At 44.3% G+C, this 17,629-nt stretch carries 13 protein-coding genes and 1 pseudogene; 13 read left to right on the forward strand and 1 reads right to left on the reverse strand.

Annotation, left to right across the window (positions count from 1 at the left end; genetic code table 11):
* Position 1: 1 nt before the first annotated feature.
* The gene (locus tag AABM38_RS05230) at positions 2-886 is read right to left on the reverse strand and encodes a hypothetical protein (protein WP_423409455.1); all 885 of its coding nucleotides are present in this window, start codon (positions 884-886) and stop codon (positions 2-4) included.
* Between the two features lie 340 nt (positions 887-1,226).
* Between AABM38_RS05230 and AABM38_RS05235 the strand changes: the two genes are divergently transcribed.
* The 13 genes and pseudogenes from AABM38_RS05235 (at position 1,227) to AABM38_RS05295 (ending at position 17,547) form a co-directional block, all read left to right on the forward strand.
* The gene (locus tag AABM38_RS05235) at positions 1,227-2,144 is read left to right on the forward strand and encodes a DMT family transporter (protein WP_423409456.1); all 918 of its coding nucleotides are present in this window, start codon (positions 1,227-1,229) and stop codon (positions 2,142-2,144) included.
* Between the two features lie 542 nt (positions 2,145-2,686).
* Positions 2,687-3,454, forward strand: coding sequence for a 3-hydroxyacyl-CoA dehydrogenase (locus tag AABM38_RS05240; protein WP_423409457.1), 768 nt, complete (start codon positions 2,687-2,689; stop codon positions 3,452-3,454).
* 183 nt (positions 3,455-3,637) lie between these two features.
* Positions 3,638-5,686: a sigma 54-interacting transcriptional regulator gene (locus tag AABM38_RS05245; protein ID WP_423409458.1), complete on the forward strand. Its 2,049-nt coding sequence runs from the start codon at positions 3,638-3,640 to the stop codon at positions 5,684-5,686.
* A 369-nt stretch (positions 5,687-6,055) separates the two neighbouring features.
* Positions 6,056-7,582, forward strand: a complete 1,527-nt coding sequence (locus AABM38_RS05250; RefSeq protein WP_423409459.1) for a long-chain-fatty-acid--CoA ligase — start codon at positions 6,056-6,058, stop codon at positions 7,580-7,582.
* A 25-nt stretch (positions 7,583-7,607) separates the two neighbouring features.
* Positions 7,608-8,753, forward strand: coding sequence for an acyl-CoA dehydrogenase family protein (locus AABM38_RS05255; RefSeq protein ID WP_423409460.1), 1,146 nt, complete (start codon positions 7,608-7,610; stop codon positions 8,751-8,753).
* A gap of 597 nt (positions 8,754-9,350) precedes the next feature.
* On the forward strand, positions 9,351-10,505 hold the full coding sequence (locus AABM38_RS05260) for a thiolase family protein (RefSeq protein ID WP_423409461.1): 1,155 nt from the start codon (positions 9,351-9,353) through the stop codon (positions 10,503-10,505).
* A gap of 134 nt (positions 10,506-10,639) precedes the next feature.
* A complete protein-coding gene (locus AABM38_RS05265; RefSeq protein WP_423409462.1) occupies positions 10,640-12,199 on the forward strand; it encodes a fatty acid--CoA ligase in 1,560 nt (519 codons plus the stop codon).
* 30 nt (positions 12,200-12,229) lie between these two features.
* A pseudogene (locus AABM38_RS05270) lies at positions 12,230-13,341 on the forward strand (CaiB/BaiF CoA transferase family protein).
* Between the two features lie 39 nt (positions 13,342-13,380).
* Positions 13,381-15,000 carry a long-chain fatty acid--CoA ligase gene (locus AABM38_RS05275; RefSeq protein ID WP_423409463.1) on the forward strand — a complete coding sequence of 540 codons (1,620 nt, stop codon included), beginning with the start codon at positions 13,381-13,383 and terminating at the stop codon, positions 14,998-15,000.
* 361 nt (positions 15,001-15,361) lie between these two features.
* Complete coding sequence (locus AABM38_RS05280; RefSeq protein WP_423409464.1) at positions 15,362-16,129, forward strand: SDR family NAD(P)-dependent oxidoreductase; 768 nt, start codon at positions 15,362-15,364, stop codon at positions 16,127-16,129.
* Positions 16,130-16,173: 44 nt separating this feature from the next.
* Positions 16,174-16,476 carry a metalloregulator ArsR/SmtB family transcription factor gene (locus AABM38_RS05285; protein ID WP_335377154.1) on the forward strand — a complete coding sequence of 101 codons (303 nt, stop codon included), beginning with the start codon at positions 16,174-16,176 and terminating at the stop codon, positions 16,474-16,476.
* A 155-nt stretch (positions 16,477-16,631) separates the two neighbouring features.
* Positions 16,632-16,901 (forward strand): autorepressor SdpR family transcription factor, encoded by a 270-nt coding sequence (locus tag AABM38_RS05290; protein ID WP_423409465.1) that lies wholly within the window; start codon positions 16,632-16,634, stop codon positions 16,899-16,901.
* A 1-nt stretch (position 16,902) separates the two neighbouring features.
* Complete coding sequence (locus tag AABM38_RS05295; protein ID WP_423409466.1) at positions 16,903-17,547, forward strand: SdpI family protein; 645 nt, start codon at positions 16,903-16,905, stop codon at positions 17,545-17,547.
* The last annotated feature ends 82 nt before the right edge of the window (positions 17,548-17,629 follow it).

Consider the following 17,629-nt stretch of genomic DNA (forward strand, 5'->3'; position numbering starts at 1 on the left):
GTTATCCGTGGCAAATAGCGTCGGTATACGGTAAAAAAACAGGAGCTGCAATCGGTGGCGGTGATGGAGGGGCATTGACCCACTGGCTTCTAAAAATAGAAGCTCGGGATGAAAATGGCTGGGTAAGAATCAGATTAAAATCTTGATTCCATACGAACCACTTATCAAAAAAGCTTGTGCTGGTACTTCCATTACTTGTCCGGTCACTTGAAGGCCCCCCTGAAGTCTTCGTACGTGATGGAGGATTAGGCAGGTTATCTTGTTTTGGATACCTCTCATTTTCAGAGGAAACAGGTTCATCTCTTTTTATTGGAGATGTTTGCACACTTGCATTAGCAGCAGGTTTCATATTCGATACCGGCTTTTTGGCAATATCCTGAGAAGATTCCACCTTATCCTTCAATCCGGGTGATTGAAGTTTTTTTTCTCTCACAACTTCATTTTCAATATGTATGGATTTCACAGCAGCTTTTTTGTCTTCCGTATTGCTGGGCTTAGGCTTTGATATATTTTTCACTAAGCCTCGCTTTTGTCCAGAAACATTAGTCGGCAAGAGCTTCTTGGCAGCCTTCTCGCTTCTATTTAAAGAGGCATTGGCTTTTCCAGTTGACTGATGAGCCTGAGGAGGTTTGACAACATCCTTTGCCTGAACAGGCTTTTCTATTACAGGCTTCCGTTCAGTCTGCGGTTTTTTTACATCAGGTTTTGCTGTAATCTTTTCAGCCGCTTTAGCCTTTTCAGCCTGGACTGGTAACGTTTCCTGTATGACAGACGCATGTTGTTCTCGCTTATCTGTATCTGGAGCTTTTTCAGCAAAAGCAAGGTCTGGTAAAAATATAGCCGTGCCAGCAATAAATCCAGTAATAATCAATTTTCGGAAGTGCATCCTTTCACCTCCTTTCAAAATGGGATTATTCATGAATAGCATTCTGAATTTTAAACCTTTTTTTGTCGGTTTTTGTTGAATATAAAAATAAACCCTTCTTTTCACCTAGTAGGACGGAAGAGAAGAGGGAAAACGACCTGAGACAAACTACCTTGTTTTTTGGCACTTTTAACAAAGAAAAGCAGGAAGTCTCAGACTACCTGTAAATAACATTTTAGTTAGTTTCATTTGAAAAGGTCTGATTTGGGGTCTAGAACGATTCAATTTCTCTTGCCCTTTTGTAAAAAAGTAGTAAAATGAACTTTATGCTTTAACCGTTTAAACGAAAGAAGGATGCACCATGAAAAATCTAAAAATCTATCTGATTCTTACGGGAATCATGTTTTTATGGGGAATGAACGTAACGGCCCTTAAGGTAATTGTCGGAAATTTTCCGCCAATCACGATCACATCACTGCGTGTCTTCACAGCCGGAATAACTGTATTTATCATTCTCTTTTTCTTAAAAAAAGTCAGACTTCCTTCCAGGAAGGAATTGATTTATATAATTGGCGGCGGCATGTTGAATGTTACGGGGCACCACTTGTTCCTGGGACTCGGCCTTAAAGAGACATCAGCTGTTAATGGCGGCCTCATTCTTGGCCTCGGTCCATTGCTGACTGCCCTCATGGCCATTCTTTTCCTTGGTAAAAAGCTGACTCATGTACGGGCACTTGGTTTTATCTTCGGAGGGATTGGTGTTTCATTGACAGTGCTCGCCGGAGGCACAGGTTTATCAGGGATGTCTTTAGGTGATTTTTATGTATTCCTTTCGATTCTGTCGCAGGCCATCAGTTTCATCATTATATCGAAGGCAGCAAGAACACTGGATCCACGCCTGTTAACTGGATATATGCTTGTGTTCGGTTCGATTCTGTTATTTTTCATCGGGCTCTGGAAGGAACCAGGAGGGTTATCGCATATTGGCAACGGCACAATTGGATTATGGAGTGTGTTCTTCGCATCAGCCATTTTTGCAACAGCGGTTGGGCACATGCTCTACAATTACGCGATTGGGATAACGGGGCCAGCTGAAGCGTCTATTTTCCTTAATTTAAATACATTTCTTTCGATTATATTCGCGGCAATTTTCCTTGGCGAACACATTACATCCTCACATTTGCTTGGTCTCGTCTTCATCGTTTCAGGCGTTATTTTCGGGTCCGGAGCACTAGAGGAATTAATGCTCAAAAGCAGGGCAAAGCGAAAAGCAGCTTAATAGATTGATTGAATGAATGCAGGGCGGATGCTCTGCATTTTTTTGTTGTTTAATGCAGGTAGTTGTTGTGATATAGGTTCAACCGTAGATAAAATAATCCCAACCGGCGATAAAACCGTTTCAACCGTAGAAAAAATTATTCCAACCGTAGAAAAAATCAATCCAACCGGTGAAAAACTGTCTCAACCGTTGAAAAAACTTTTCCAAATGGTGATCCAACCATCCAATTGTACAAGATTATAAAATTCACTATCTGAAAAAAGGCTTTAAACAAGTGAAAAAATGTCCTGAACAAGTAAAAAAGTCTCCAAAACAAATAAAAAACAATACAACAAGTGAAAAAGTTTTATAGAGGAAAGCATGTCGTAATCTCAACTGGTGATTTTTATTCAACAACAGAAAAATGTACAATTTCCTCCTGAATCTGTCCGGAATCTGGACACTTTTTAAAAAAAGCCCCTTATTATACAGGCACAATGCTATTGGCATGATTCTTGCTTTATATAAAATTAGTAATTTTATTAAAGTGGAGGTTATGCGGAATGAAAATGAGTGAAGTAAAAGCAATCGTTTCTGGCGGAGCGTCAGGACTGGGTGAAGCAACTGTAAGAAACATCATCAAGCAGGGCGGCAAGGCGGCAATCCTGGATTTATCGGAGGAAAGGGGACAAAAGCTTGTTGAAGAATTAGGCGAAAGTGCCGTTTTTGTAAAAACAGATGTATCGAGTGAACAAGATGTCTCAAACGCTGTCAGCAAGGCCATTGATTCCTTCGGTTCCATTAATACGGTGGTGAACTGCGCAGGTATTGGGATTGCGGCTAAGCTGCTGTCACGCAAGGGAGTCCATTCCTTGGACATGTTTTCTAAGGTGATTTCAATCAACCTGATTGGCACGTTCAATGTCATCCGCCTTGCATCCGAACAAATGACGAATAACGAGCCGAATGAAATAGGCGAAAGAGGTGTCATCATCAATACGGCTTCTGTGGCCGCTTTTGATGGCCAAATCGGCCAGGCAGCTTATAGTGCCTCAAAGGGCGGAGTTGTAGGAATGACATTGCCGATTGCCAGGGAGTTAGCTGCTTTTGGAATCCGTGTGATGACCATTGCGCCAGGTTTATTTCATACCCCAATGTTCGATTCCCTGCCTGCGGAGGCAAGAGATTCTCTCGGAAAAATGGTACCGTTCCCTCAGCGGCTAGGTTATCCTGAGGAATACGCACATCTCGCCGAAAGCATCATTACCAACCCTATGTTAAATGGTGAAACAATCCGCCTCGATGGTGCAATCAGGATGCAGCCAAAATAAATGAGATTAAGACTCTTTTCTGAAAAAGGAAAGAGTCTATTTTTGTTAAAAAGTAACCTTAGAAATAGATAAAAATTCAGCCTCCAAAGTGTACCTTGCAATCCGTAACCTTTATAATGGATATATCAGATTGAATTTTCAAAAATTTAAATAGAGAAGCCAGCGTTAAGGGGGGAGAATAAGATGATTGAATTCAGAGATATCGTAACTCCGGTCGATTGTACGATTACGGAAGAAACCACATTAGGAGAGGCAATGGAAATCATTAAACAAAATAAATGGAATCTGCTGCCGGTCACGGATCATCATCAGAACCTCCATGGTATTTTTACGAGGAGCGGGCTGTATCAAATGATTCTAGACGGGAATCCCCTGGAGTCACAGATAAAAGAATATATAAAAAAGGACGCTCGCTCAATACGGATCGATACTCCCTATCAGCAAATTGAACAAATTGTAAAAACGAGCAAGGTTGGTACAGGGGTTGTCCTTGATGAGAATAATAAGGTAATCGGATTGCTCACCAAAACGGAAATGGTACAGTCGCTGCTGAAATCCGCAAACACATTGAAGGAGCAGCTGGAAACGATTTTAAAGAATTCCAATATGGGTGTGTTGATGACAGACGAAAACCTGCGGATCATATATGCCAATGAAGCTCTTTCGAAAATTTGCGGCCGTCCAGTAGAGTCGATTCAAACCCAGTGCCTTGAAGACATGTTCCCAGGTCTGCCCATTGAAAACAATGTTCACCATCATTATGAAAAATACAAATCCATTATGCATATTTCAGCATATGAGACGGTTAACCACGGGCAAGGAAAAATTGTTTTATTCCAGGATATTTCCGAAATTGAACTAATGGCTGAAGAGCTTCAAACCGTCAAAAAATTGAAGCTGACCATCGAGACTACCCTAGAGCATGCCTACGATGGAATCCTTATGACAGATGAAAGGAATATCATCACGATGGTAAGCCCGCCGATGCTGGAGCTTTTCAGCCTGGAGAAAACGGATGTCTTAAATCAGGCAGTCGATCTCGTGCTTCCTCAGCTCAAGCTCGGCAATGTGTTCAAAACAGAAACAGCGGAAGTCAGTGATTTTCATGAATTGAAAGGGATTAAATATATCGTTCACCGAATCCCGATCAAGAAGGATGGACGGGTCATCGGAGCAATTGGAAAGGTGATGTTCCGCCAGTTAAATGAAGTGAGCGAGATGTTCAAAAGGCTGCAAAAGGCGGAAAGCAAGGCGAGCTTTTACCATCAGCAGCTGCAAAAATCGGAATCAGCTAGATTCACTTGGGAGCATATTTTCAGTGAAGACCCTTATATGGAAAAATTGAAGAAAAGTGCTGCAAAAGCAGCGAAAGGCAGATCAACCGTACTGATTAGGGGAGAGAGCGGGACAGGGAAGGAGTTGTTCGCGCATGCCATCCATAATAGCAGTGCCAGAAGCGATGGGAAGTTTGTCGTCGTGAACTGTGCGGCAATCCCTGAGGATTTGCTTGAATCTGAGTTCTTCGGCTATGAGGAAGGTGCTTTTACTGGGGCGAAGCAGCGCGGCAAAATCGGGAAGTTCGACCTTGCTAACGGCGGCACATTGTTTCTTGATGAAATTGGCGATATGTCACTGGCTCTCCAGGCAAAATTATTAAGAGTTCTGCAGGAGCGCGAATTTTACCGTGTTGGCGGGAATGCCCGTATTAAAGTGGATGTTAGAATCGTCGCAGCGACGAATCGGAACCTCGAGGAAATGGTGAAAGCAGGGGAATTTCGGGAGGACTTGTATTACAGGCTGAACGTCATCTCCCTGAACATTCCGCCGCTGCGAAATCGTGTCCATGATGTGGAGCATTTGACCACCAATTTAATGAAGGAATTGAATTCAATGCTTGGCACAAGCATAACCGGAATTTCGTCACAGGCTATGAAAGCATTGCTTCAGTACGAATGGCCGGGAAATGTCCGTGAGCTTAGAAACGTGCTCGAGCGGGCAATGACCTTTGCTGAGCATGGGAAAATCCAGGCGGAGGATCTTCCTGACTACTTAATTTCTCAAGTGGCAGAACCTGCTTTGCCAAGGGTAAGCCTTGCAGAAGACGCGGAACTTGGCGCTATCAGAAAGGCGTTAACCCAGGCGAACGGCAATAAGGCACAGGCAGCCAGGCTGCTCGGGATCAGCCGGTCTGGACTATATGAAAAAATAAAAAAATACCAGCTGTCAGTTTAGGGTGATTTTAAGTGCAATGGGATAAAAAATATCATACCTTGATGCCTCCATTCCTGCTCGGTGGCATTGGATTAATGTCCGTGTTACCTTCGCGTTTCTGGCCTTATATTCTATTATTTATCCCGATTATTTTTTGGACCGTCTACTATATTTGGAATCAACAAGATAAGAAATAGAATCACCAGCATATTTAAATAACAGTGTCCGAAGCAGGTGTCCATTTTCCGGACACCTGCATACTTCATCTACCTGAAGATTCCTTAATATGATCGCCTTTAATGTTTTTGGAAAATTGGCATAATTATTGCATATATAAAATTGGATACGCTTTCAATTTATACGCCAATTTTATCTAGGGGGAAATTCTGTATGGATATTGGGTCATATTTAGCGCAAAATGCAAGGAAAACGCCAGAAAAGCTTGCAATCGAGTGTGAAGGCAGAAAGTATACGTACAAGCAGTTTAATGAAGAAGTAAATAAACTGGCGCACGGGCTGCTCGGTCTTGGGATTCGCAAAGGCGAAAAGGTCGCTTTAATGATGAAGAACTCTGACAAGTTTGTGTTTGCCTTTTTTGCAGCGGCTAAAATTGGCGCTGTAATCGTACCAGTAAATTTCCGCCTGACGTCATCAGAAGTTCATTATATTCTCGAGCAGTCTGAAACGGTGCTTGTTATCTGTGACGAAGAATTCGAGGACACGATCACTTCAGCAAGAGAAGGAACGTGCATCGTCCATGTGATCACGACCGGAACTCCAACCACAGTAGGTCATCACTCATATGAGGGAGTATTGGCTGTCAGTTCGGAAAATCCGCCAATCGAAGTCAACGATCATGACGATCTTGAAATTTTATATACATCAGGAACAACCGGAAAACCGAAGGGAGCCCTTTTTGACCATAAGCGAGTCTTCAATGTAGGGCTGACGATGATGATCAGCATGGGCATCAACCAGGAGGAACGAATCCTTCATATCGCACCGCTGTTCCATTCAGCTCAGCTTAATCTGTTTCTTATATCAGGAGTCGTACTTGGGGCAACGCATATTATCCATCGTGATTTCCATCCGGTGAAAACGCTAGAGGCAATTCAGGAGCATAAGATCACCCATTTCTTCGGAGTCCCTGCAATGTATAACTTTATGCTGCAGGTACCGAATGCTGCCGATTATGACCTTTCTTCGATAAAAAGATGTGGATATGGCGCTGCACCGATGGCACCTGAGCTAGTACGAAAAAGCATTGAGTTGTTCCGTACAGACCAGTTCTATAATCTATGCGGCTTGACCGAGGCTGGTCCAGGCGGAATCCTGCTGAATCCCGAAGGACATAAAAATCATTTTGGAAAAGGCGGAAAGGCAGCATTCCTGACTGAAGCCAGAGTCGTCAATGAAGAAGGCAAGGAGATCAAGCCAGGTGCAGTCGGTGAATTTATCATCAAGGGCGAATCCATCATGAAGGAATATTACAAGAAGCCAGAGGAGACTGCAAAAACAATTAAAGAGGGCTGGCTTTATACGGGAGATCTGGCAACGATTGATGAAGAAGGCTTCATAACGCTTGTCGACCGGAAAAAAGACATGATTATTTCCGGCGGTGAAAATGTGTATTCTATCGAGGTTGAGGAGGTTCTTTATGAACACCCTGGCGTATTGGAAGCAGCGATTATCGGGCTCCCGGATGAAGTTTGGGGAGAAGCTGTCTGTGCAGTAATTGTGCCGAAACAAGGTGCGGCTGTGGATGAACAGGAACTGAAGAGCTTCTGCCGTCAAAAACTAGCAGGCTACAAGGTTCCTAGAAGGATATTTATTGAGGAAGCACTGCCAAGGAATGCTTCTGGAAAAATACTAAAGTACCAGCTGCGCTATAAATTAAATGAAGTAAAGCAGCAGTAAATGAACGAAAGGGGAGAGATAAAGAATGAAACACCCTTATTTAACGGATGACCACGAAATTTTTCGAAAGTCACTAAGGAAGTTTTTAGAGAAGGAAGCATATCCATTTTACGAACAGTGGGAGGAGGACAGGATGATTCCGCGCTCCTTCTGGACGAAAATGGGGGAACAAGGTTATCTTTGCCCGGATATTGATGAGCAGTATGGCGGGAGCGAGGTTGACTGGGGATTCGCAGTCGTCATCAATGAAGAGCTGGAGCGGGTGGGCTCGGGGCTTGTGGGCGTGGGCCTTCATAATGATATCGTCGTTCCTTACATTACCGCTTTCGGTACGGAAGAACAAAAAAAACGATGGCTGCCTAAATGCACAACAGGTGAAATCATTACAGCAATCGCGATGACGGAGCCAGGCACAGGGTCGGATCTGGCAAATATCCAGACTACGGCCATCCTTGATGGCGACCACTACATTTTAAACGGCCAAAAAACATTTATTACAAATGGAATCCAGTCAGATCTGATTGTAGTCGCCTGTAAAACCGATCCGAAAGCAAACCCGAAGCATAAGGGTGTGAGCCTGCTTGTGGTCGAACGTGATACACCTGGTTTTTCACGGGGAAGAAAGCTGAATAAAGTAGGGCTGCATTGCCAGGACACAGCTGAACTAATTTTTGAAGACTGCCGGGTGCCAAAGGAAAACCTGCTTGGTGAAGAGGGCAAAGGCTTTCTCTACTTGATGGAAAAACTGCAGCAGGAGCGCCTGCTTGTGGCAATTGCCGCTCAGACCGCGTCCGAGGTGATGCTGAAGCAGACGATTGAATACGTGAAAAGCCGTGAAGCTTTCGGCAAGCCGGTGAGCAAATTCCAAAACACCCAATTTAAAATCGTCGAAATGGCAACTGAAATAGAAATGAGCCGGGCCTTCCTAGACCAGTTGATCGCCGAGCATATCGAAGGAAAAGATGTCGTAACTAAAGTGTCGATGGCAAAATGGAAGCTGACCGACAGCGCACGAAAAATCGCGGCTGAATGCATGCAGCTTCATGGCGGCTACGGCTATATGGAAGAATACGAGATTGCCAGAAGGTTCCGCGATATTCCAGTAGCAAGCATTTATGCAGGGACGAATGAAATCATGAAGACGATCATTGCGAAGAATTTGGGGTTATAGGCCGGGAAAGTATAAACAGAACATTAGAACAATTCGAGAGCCAAAAACCTCTCAATAAGATCCATTAGAACACTGAGAGAGTCCAAACCCTTCAGTGATGTTCCAATAGGGCCCATTGGAACACTGAGAGAGTCAAAAACCCTTTAGTGATGTTCCAAAAGGGTCCATTGGAACAGCGGGGGAGTTAAAAACCCTTGAGAGATGTTCCAATAGGGTCCATTGGAACACTGAGAGAGTCCAAAACCCTTCAGTGATGTTCCAATAGGCTGCATTGGAACACTGAGAGAGTCAAGAACCCTTCCGTGATGTTCCAATAGGGTCCATTGGAACACTGAGAGAGTCCAAAACCCTTCCGTGATGTTCCAATAGGGTCCATTGGAACACTGAGAGAGTCAAGAACCCTTCCGTGATGTTCCAATAGGGTCCATTGGAACACTATGAGAGCGAAAAACCCTTCCGTGATTTTCCAATAACATTAATTGGAACACTGAAATAGCCTAAACCGGCTCAAGGATGTTCCAAAAAGGTTCATTGAAATCACCTAAGTCGCCAAAACCTAAAAAACAGATATCGACGAGCAGAAAGGAAGATTCATATATGCGTGAAGTTGTAATTGTAGAAGGTGTTCGAACCCCAGTTGGCAGAAGAAAAGGATTGTTGAAGGATATCCGTCCGGATGACCTGGCTGCAGAAGTACTGAAGGAGGTCGTCAAACGAGCGGGCATTGATGCTTCGCTTGTTGAAGATGTGATTCTTGGCTGCGTTACACAGGCAGGCGAGCAGGCAGGTGATATTGCAAGGGTGGCAGCATTGATTGCTGGCTTCCCGATTGAAGTGCCGGGTACGACAATTGATCGTCAGTGCGGATCGAGCCAGCAGGCTGTCCACTTTGCAGCACAGGCAATCCTGGCAGGTGACATGGATGTCGCCATCGCCGGCGGTGTGGAGAATATGTCCAGAGTGCCGATGGGATCGAATTATCAGGATGCGGTTCCTTTCAGCCCAAAACTGAAGGAGCGCTACGAAATTATCCATCAGGGGCTGTCTGCGGAGAGAATCGCCGAGAAATATGGATTTACCCGCACAGAGCTTGACGAGTTCTCAGCTGAAAGTCACAGACGAGCCCTGAAGGCACAGGCAGAAGGTTATTTTAAAAAAGAAATCATGCCGTTTGAGGTCACCCTTGAGAATGGTGAAAAAACCATGATGACCGAAGATTCAGGCCCGCGTGAAGGCACGACACCCGAGGTTCTCGGAGGCTTGAAGACGGTATTTAAAGAAGATGGGGTCATCCATGCAGGAAACTCGAGCCAAATCAGTGACGGTGCTGCAGTACTCCTGCTGATGAGTCGTGAAAAGGCGGAAGAGTTAGGAGTGAAACCGCGCTTCAAGGTACATACAAGAGTGGTTGTCGGCTCTGATCCGACCTTGATGCTGACAGGGCCTATTCCAGCAACGGAAAAAGCTTTGCAAAAAGCCGGGCTTAAGCTTGAGGATATTGATGTTTTTGAAGTGAATGAAGCTTTTGCTCCAGTACCGATGGCATGGCTTAAGGAAACGGGTGCGGATCCAGCCAAGCTGAATCCGAATGGAGGAGCAATTGCACTAGGACATCCGTTAGGAGCAAGCGGCGGACGCCTCATGATCTCCATGATGCACGAACTGGAAAGAACAGGTGGCCGCTATGGGCTGCAGACGATGTGTGAAGGCCATGGGATGGCGAACGCCACGATTATTGAAAGGCTGGATTAAAGCATACCTAAAGTCGTTTCATAATCGATTGTCTTCAGTCACCTAGTAATAGTTTCATAGAGTATCTCCAGCAGCATACACCCGGCTAATGCACAGTAAAGCAAAAAAACGACATTTTACCAGGAGGAATGAAAATGAGCACGACGATCGGCAAAATTTTTGACCTGACCGTAATGAAATTCCCGAACAAGGAAGCCCTCTATGATACCCGCAAAAATGTCCGCTTTACTTACAGTCAATGGAACGATGAAGTAAACCGGCTTGCGAATGCCCTTTTAAATGAAGGGGTGAAAAAAGGTGATCGAGTATCCACCTTCCTTTTCAATACTGAGGAGCTGGGTACAGCCTTCTTTGCCTGTGCAAAAATAGGCGCAGTCTTTAATCCTATCAATTTCCGGCTGATGGGTGAAGAGGTTGCTTACATCCTGAACGATGCTGCTCCAAAGGTCGTTCTTTTTGAAAAAGCAGTGGAACCGGTTATTGCTTCGATTGAAAATCGCTTCCCTCATATTGCTTTCTGGTTCATTGATGCCGAAACGCCCGAGTATGCGGCGAGCTACCATGAGAAAGTGCAGTCTGCGGAACCACAGCCGGTTGATATTGAAGTAAATGAAAATGACTTGTATGCAATCATGTACACAAGCGGGACGACAGGCAGGCCAAAGGGGGTCATGCACAAGCACCGGAATATGGTGGAACAAAGCCTCCTTGTGATTGGTTCAACTAAATTGGGGGCGAGGGATGTTGGTCTCGTGACTGCGCCCATGTTCCATTGCGCCGAGCTGCACTGCGCATTCCTTCCAAGGGTTCATGTCGGCGGGAGCAATGTGATCCTCCATCAATTTGCACCGAAAAAAGTGCTTGAATTGATTGATTCTGAAAAAGTGACAAAATTCTTTGCTGCGCCAACGATGTGGAATATGCTCCTCCAGGAAAAACTGGAGGACTATAATATCGAAAGTTTGAAGCTCGGCCTATACGGTGCAGCCCCAATGGCGCCATCGCTTGTCCATGCCTGCCATGACAAACTGGGAATTAAGCTGGTTCAGGCATACGGAATGACAGAAATGGGACCGGCAATTACCTTCCTTTCTGAAGATGAACAGCTTTCCAAGGCAGGTGCAGCAGGGCAGGCTTGTTTAAACCATGAAATCAGGATCGTCAGGCCAAATGAAGATGGTCCTTCAGATCCAGATGATATCCTGCCTCGAGGAGAAAGCGGTGAAATCATTGTCCAGGGCCCTTGCATGATGACAGGCTATTTTAACCGTGAAGAGGCTTCGGAAAAAGCGATGTATAAAGGCTGGTATCATTCTGGCGATATCGGTTACCTGGATGAAGAAGGTTATTTATGGGTCAAAGACAGGGTAGATGACATGATTATAAGCGGCGGAGAAAACATTTATCCGCGGGAGGTCGAGGATGTCCTTCATGCGCATGAAGGCGTCCTTGACGTGGCGATAGTAGGTCAGCCGGATGACCGGTGGGGTGAAAGCGTCACTGCCTTTGTTGTAAAAAAAGATCCTCAGGTCACGGAGGAGCAGCTTGACGAATGGTGCAAGAACAGCGACAGCCTGGCCAATTACAAACGTCCTAGGAAATATATATTCGTTGAGGCTCTGCCGCGCAATGCGAGCGGAAAAATCCAGAAGTTCATGCTCCGCAAGCAAATGGAAGAGCTGTTTTCTAATTGACAGTCAGCGTAAAAGAAAGGAATTTGCACCATGCTGAATGGGATTAAGATTATTGACTTCACTAATTATATACCTGGACCATTTGCTACGCTGAGGCTGGCTGAGTTAGGAGCGGAAGTCATAAAGGTGGAAGCCCCAGAAGGAGACCCTGCCAGGAATACAGGTAACGGTTACGTATTTACTGCTCACAACCGGGGAAAAAAAGCATTGTGATCAATTTGAAGCATGGAGAAGGAAGGCAAATAGCACTTGGTCTCCTTGCAGATGCAGATGCGGTCGTTGAGAGTTTCCGCCCTGGTGTGATGGAAAAGCTCGGGCTCGGATATGAGACGGTCAGCTATATAAATCCCGGCATTGTCTATTGCTCGATTACCGGCTACGGAAACAGCGGCCCGATGTCGCAGCTTGGCAGCCATGACTTAAATTACATGAGTTTAAGCGGTGCCCTTGCCCAGCTGAAGGATAGCAGCGCGAAGCCAATTCATCCATCAAATACATTTGCCGACTATATTGGCGGCATGGCAGCCAGCGAGCGAATCCTCGCTGGTCTGGTTGCCCGCGGATCAACAGGCCTGGGAAGCTATCACTGCATTTCGATTGCTGACAGCATGGCATCCTTGATGGCTAACCATGTTTTAATTGAAAGAGAAACGGGATACAAAAATGGCGTTTCTGTACTGAACGGAACTGTTATCGGTTATGGGGTGTATGAAACGAAAGATGGCCGATATATTAGCCTGGCTGCACTGGAACCGAAATTCTGGCGAAACTTCTGTCAGGCTGTAGGCAGGGAAGAGTGGCTGCCTGCCCATTATTCAAAACCGGACGAAACCAATCCAATATACAACGAACTTGTTAATTTGTTTAAAAGCAAATCCCTCTCAGAGTGGACTGAATTTGGGATGAAAGTGGACTGCTGTCTTGCCCCTGTTTTGGAGGCCGGCGAGCTGGCAAAATATCCTTATTTTAAGGAAAAGGACTTTATCTCCGCTGAGGGCCAAATAAAAATGCATGGAGATAAATTTGAAGTTTCATTAGCACAGCCGCCGCATAAAGGAGAACAGACTGAAGCTATTTTAAGAGAATCACTTGGAGTGACTGAACAGCAAATCAGAGATTGGCAGACAAAAGGTATCTTATAAAATTCACATTTTAAGAGAAGCGGAAGGGGAAATGTCGGTATGATGAATGTTCCACTGACAGTAGGATCACTATTGGAAAGAGCAGAGAAATTTTTCCCGAAAAAACAGGTAGTTTCACGGACCTTATCTGGAATCCATCGGTTTACTTACAAGGAAATTGGTGAACGCACTCGCAGGCTTGCCAGTGCGCTTGAAAAGCTGGGAGTCAGCAAAGGAGATAGGGTCGGCACATTTGCCTGGAATCATCACCGCCATCTGGAAGTCTACTTCGCTGCGCCGGGGATGGGTGCCGTACTGCATACAATCAACATACGCCTGTCACCGGAACATGTCTCTTATATTATCAATCATGCAGAAGACAAGGTTTTATTAATAGATGAAGATTTGCTGCCGCTGATTGAACGGAGCAAGGAGCAATTTAAAACCGTAGAGGCCTATATCATCATGACGGATAAGGATGAGCTTCCAGAAACAACGCTTGAGCCAGTCTATTCCTATGAAGCCCTGCTCCGTGAAGCCAGCCCGAATTTTGAATTCGTGAAGGATATCGATGAAAATGACCCGGCTGGAATGTGCTATACCTCGGCAACTACAGGGAATCCAAAGGGAGTAGTATACTCTCACAGAGGAATCGTCCTGCACAGCTTCGCATTTGGATTGGCGGATACCGCGGCGCTTTCGGAAACGGATGTCGTCCTTCCAGTTGTGCCGATGTTTCATGCCAATGCCTGGGGGCTGCCGTTCGCCGCGACCTGGTTCGGATCGACTCAGGTACTGCCTGGGCCGCTGTTTACGCCAAAGTTGCTGGCAGAGCTGATCGAACAGGAGAAAGTTACTTTTACAGCTGGTGTAACGACCATTTGGCTCGGGTTGCTGAACGAACTCGAAAATGGAAGCTATGACACTTCTTCGTTACGATCCATTGTCTGCGGAGGTTCAGCAGCGCCACGAGGAATGATCAAAGCTTTTGAAACGAAATATAAGATTCCGTTCCTTCACGCTTATGGCATGACCGAGACGACTCCGCTGGCGACTGTATCACGCCTGAAAAGCTATCAGGTCGGTTTGGACGAGGATGAAATCCTCGATATCCGCTCAAAGCAGGGTCTCCTTGTGCCGGGCCTGGAAATGAAAGTAATCGGCGGCAATGGAGAAGTCAAATGGGACGGAGAGGAAATGGGTGAACTCCTGCTTCGTGGGCCATGGATTGCTGATGAGTATTATAAGGATGATCGTTCCAATGACGCGTTCAAGGACGGATGGCTGTACACTGGCGACGTAGCAACCGTTGATGAAGAAGGCGTCATCAAGCTCGTTGACCGCACCAAGGACCTAATCAAGAGCGGCGGAGAATGGATTTCGTCAGTTGATTTAGAGAATGCATTGATGGCACATGAAGCCGTATTCGAAGCGAGCGTCGTAGCCGTGCCGCACCAGCAATGGCAGGAACGACCGATTGCCTGCGTCGTCTTGAAGGAACAGTATAAGAATCGCGTCGATAAACAAGAACTGCTCGATTTCATCACACCGCAATTTGCCAAGTGGTGGCTCCCAGATGATATCATCTTTATAGAAGAAATCCCGAAGACTTCAGTTGGTAAATTCCTGAAAAGAGCCTTGCGCGACCAGTTAAAGGACCACCTGGCGCAGAAATCATAATCATTAAGTGCCGGCCGCATTTTGCGGCCGGTTTTTTTGTGCTCTTGGTGAGTAGATTGGGAATAGAATCTTAGCCGATGCAAAAACGAAAATCCTAATGAAGCTAACCATCATGAAGTACAAAAAATATTCCAATCACTCCTACCTTGATAATTTTTCTAATAACATTACGCTTTGGTGGAAGTTGTTTTGTATAAAAAGACTTTATTAAATCAACATATTTAAAGAATGAAATGTTACGAAAACAGCCTTTATCAAAATTTAATCCTTGAATGTTAAGGGGAATTAATATATTATATGTTTAAACACTTAAACGTTTAAACATTTGAATGTTAGGGATAAATCAGGAGGTAATTCAATAATGAATAAAACAGTTTTGATCACTGGAGCAACAAGCGGTTTAGGATATGAATTTGTAAAGATGTTTGCTGCCGATGGGTATGATTTAGTGCTGGTAGCACGGAATAAATTGAAGATGGAAGAGATAAAGAGTCATTACTCAAATTCAAAAGTTACTGTTATTGAAAAAGACCTAAGCAATCAATATGCGGCCAAAGAAGTTTTTGAGGAAGTCAAAGCTGCTGGTATTACGATTAATACATTAGTGAATAATGCAGGTTTTGGGTTAATGGGTAAATTTGATGAACTGCAAATTAGCAAACAATCGGAAATGATCCAATTAAATATCACGGCACTTACTGAGTTGACATATTACTTTTTACCTGAAATGAGAAATAGTTCTAATGCAGCCAGAATTCTTAATGTTGCAAGTACTGCGGCTTTCCAGCCAGGCCCGTTGATGGCTGTTTACTATGCAACGAAAGCGTACGTTCTTTCATTTTCAGAAGCATTGGCTGAAGAGCTGACTGATACGAATGTAACGGTAACCACGCTTTGCCCGGGAGCCACAAAGACGAATTTTGCTTCCGTTGCCAATGTTGAAAAGACAAAAATGTTCAGCGGCGCGATGTCATCACAAGAAGTTGCTGAAGAAGGATATCGAGCACTTTTATCTGGAAAGCGGGTAGTCATCACTGGCAGCACGAACAAACTAGGAGCGTATGCAGCAAAATTCCTCCCAAGAAGCTTAGCAGCTAAAATAGCCAAATATGTTGCGAAAGAGGCATAACTGCGTTTTAATATTGGAAAAAGAAGAATAAAGGAGATCGTTCAATGGGGGAACAAGCAATCGAAGTTTTTCGTTCGTGTATACCGCTCTTTACTGCATTAAGTGATCCAGCCAGGCAGGATATCATATTGCTTTTGGCTGAACACGAGAGCTTAAGTGTTAACCACATTGCAGAGCATTCAACTTTATCGCGGCCGGCGATTTCCCATCATTTAAAAATCCTGCGTGAACAGAATATTGTGGCAATCGAACAAAAGGGCACACAGCGGTATTATTCTCTCTCTCTGGACAATTCGGTAGAGCTATTGAAAAAGTTGATACACACCGTGGAAAATGAATGTATGTAAATTTGAAAACCTGGAGCTTTGCTTCAGGTTATTTTATTTGCATAAAAATTTACTTTATTTTCTATATTATGGTTGAAAATTACTAATAATTATTTTATTATTTAGTTAAATAACTAAATATCTAAACTAAGTATTATACAAGGAGGCTTCATACTTTGAATGAGGCATTCAAAGCTTTATCAGACCCAACCAGAAGGAAGATTTTAGACCTTTTAAAGGAAAAAGATTTAACAGCAGGAGAAATTGCAGATCATTTCAATATTTCAAAACCAAGCATTTCCCAGCATCTTAAACTGCTGAAGCATGCGGGTCTGATCCAGGATGAAAAGCAGGGTCAGTTTATTATTTATTCACTGAATATTACGGTTTTTCAGGAGTTAATCAGCTGGGCATTCAGTTTTACCGATAAAAAGGGGGATCAATAATATGAGAAAGCATTTTTTACCTTTAACGTTGATTGGCTTGATGATGCTGGCCTGGATAATCGCCTACCCTAAGCTCCCGGACCAGGTTCCGATCCACTGGAATCTAACTGGTGAAGCAGATGGTTTTGCTGCCAAGATTAATGCAATGTTCTCCACACTGGGCATCATGGTGCTGATTTATGTCTCAATGGCTTTTCTGCCTAAAGTAGACCCGCGTAAATTAAATTACCAATATTTTTCAAAGAGTTATAACATGATGATGAATGTTCTTCTCAGTGTCTTTTTTGTTATCAATCTATTTATCATTTTTAATGCCGCGGGTTATGATGTGCCGATCGCAACCATGGGTCCTTTGGTCGTCGGGATCATCTTCATGGTTTTAGGGAATTACATGCCTCAGATCCGGTCTAATTTTTTCATAGGCATTCGCAATCCCTGGACACTTAGCAGTGATGAAGTCTGGAAAAAGACACACCGGGCTGCCTCTAAAATTTTCTTTTTCGGAGGCCTTGTAATGATAGCTGCCACATTTGTGCCTGCCTTTTGGAAGGAAACCGTCTTTTTCGCAGTTATCGCAATTACGGTGATCACCCCCTACCTGTATTCATATTTACTCTACAGAAAGAGTGGAGAAGACCGGTCCTGAAAAAAGGGCCGTTTTTTTTATCTTTCAATTCAAAAAATTCCCCAAACAAGGTATGATAAAAGATATGAAAATTCGATGGGCG

The organism is Heyndrickxia sp. MSNUG (assembly GCF_049532715.1).
Lineage (GTDB): Bacteria > Bacillota > Bacilli > Bacillales > Cytobacillaceae > Mesobacillus.